Below are 1721 nucleotides of genomic sequence, written 5' to 3'. Positions count from 1 at the left end.
TGGCCACTGTGAACTCCACCCTCTTTCAGGCCAAGTTTAGGAGTAGCACGGCCGGCCATCATCAGTGATCCTCTACAATCATCGACTTTCAGCAAATTAAGATGGCTGCTGCCTTCTCCTCCACCGTTGGAGCTCCGGCGTCCACTCCGACCAACTTCCTGGGGAAGAAGCTGAAGAAGCAGGTGACATCGGCGGTGAACTACCATGGCAAGAGCTCCAACATCAACAGGTTCAAGGTGATGGCCAAGGAGCTGGACGAGGGCAAGCAGACCGACCAGGACAGGTGGAAGGGTCTCGCCTACGACATCTCCGATGACCAGCAGGACATCACCAGGGGGAAGGGTTTCGTCGACTCCCTTTTCCAGGCTCCCACGGGTGATGGCACCCACGAGGCCGTCCTCAGCTCCTACGAGTACCTCAGCCAGGGTCTCAGAACGTACGACTTCGACAACACCATGGGAGGCTTCTACATCGCCCCTGCTTTCATGGACAAGCTCGTCGTCCACATCTCCAAGAACTTCATGACCCTCCCCAACATCAAGGTCCCACTCATCCTGGGTATCTGGGGAGGCAAGGGTCAGGGAAAATCCTTCCAGTGTGAGCTCGTCTTCGCCAAGATGGGGATCAACCCCATCATGATGAGCGCCGGAGAGCTGGAGAGCGGCAACGCCGGAGAGCCGGCGAAGCTGATCAGGCAGCGGTACCGTGAGGCGGCAGACATCATCAAGAAGGGGAAGATGTGCTGCCTCTTCATCAACGATCTGGACGCGGGTGCAGGTCGCATGGGAGGCACCACCCAGTACACGGTGAACAACCAGATGGTGAACGCCACCCTGATGAACATCGCCGACAACCCAACCAACGTGCAGCTCCCCGGGATGTACAACAAGGAGGACAACCCCCGTGTCCCCATCATCGTCACCGGCAACGACTTCTCCACGCTGTACGCGCCGCTCATCCGTGACGGGCGTATGGAGAAGTTCTACTGGGCTCCCACCCGCGACGACCGTGTCGGCGTCTGCAAGGGTATCTTCCGCACCGACAACGTCCCCGACGAGGACATCGTCAAGATCGTCGACAGCTTCCCAGGCCAATCCATCGATTTCTTCGGCGCTCTTCGTGCCCGTGTTTACGACGACGAGGTGCGCAAGTGGGTGTCGGACACGGGTGTGGAGAACATTGGCAAGAGGCTGGTGAACTCGAGGGAGGGCCCACCGGAGTTCGAGCAGCCCAAGATGACGATCGAAAAGCTCATGGAGTACGGATACATGCTTGTGAAGGAGCAGGAGAACGTCAAGCGTGTGCAGCTGGCTGAGCAGTACTTGAGCGAGGCTGCTCTTGGTGACGCTAACTCCGACGCCATGAAGACTGGTTCCTTCTACGGTTCTGCGCCATCCAGCTGAATAAAAGATCTCTAGCTATTCGCATCCCATCGATGCATCGTAGGCGGCCTGCATAGGAGGAGGAGGGCAAGGAGCACAGCAAGCAGGTAACCTGCCTGTGCCGGAAGGTTGCACCGACCCTGTTGCCAAGAACTTCGACCCAACGGCGAGGAGCGACGACGGCAGCTGCCTTTACACCTTTTAAGCAGGCCGGCTTGACGCTTGCTATTAATTATTTCTCCTTTTTATGTTTTCTCTTTGTTCTGTGTATCAGATCGCGCCCAAGCCATAGCTGGGCATGACAAGTTTTTGTTAATAATAATATAATATAAAGATAGG

At 56.5% G+C, this 1721-nt stretch carries 1 protein-coding gene; it reads left to right on the top strand.

All coding sequences use genetic code 11. The annotated features are described in order from the left end of the window. Window positions 1-101: 101 nt before the first annotated feature. A complete protein-coding gene (locus OKA04_RS24865; protein ID WP_215395034.1) occupies window positions 102-1403 on the top strand; it encodes a ribulose bisphosphate carboxylase/oxygenase activase in 1302 nt (433 codons plus the stop codon). The last annotated feature ends 318 nt before the right edge of the window (window positions 1404-1721 follow it).

The sequence above is a fragment of the Luteolibacter flavescens genome (genome assembly GCF_025950085.1).
GTDB classification, from domain to species: Bacteria; Verrucomicrobiota; Verrucomicrobiia; order Verrucomicrobiales; family Akkermansiaceae; genus Haloferula; species Haloferula flavescens.
Note: the sequence above shows the minus strand (reverse complement) of the source record. Positions and strands in the feature narration are given on the sequence as shown.

Excerpts from the sequence above, each read along its gene's own strand:
- OKA04_RS24865 (WP_215395034.1), top strand. The coding sequence starts at position 102 with ATGGCTGCTGCCTTCTCCTCCACCGTTGGAGCTCCGGCGTCCACTCCG.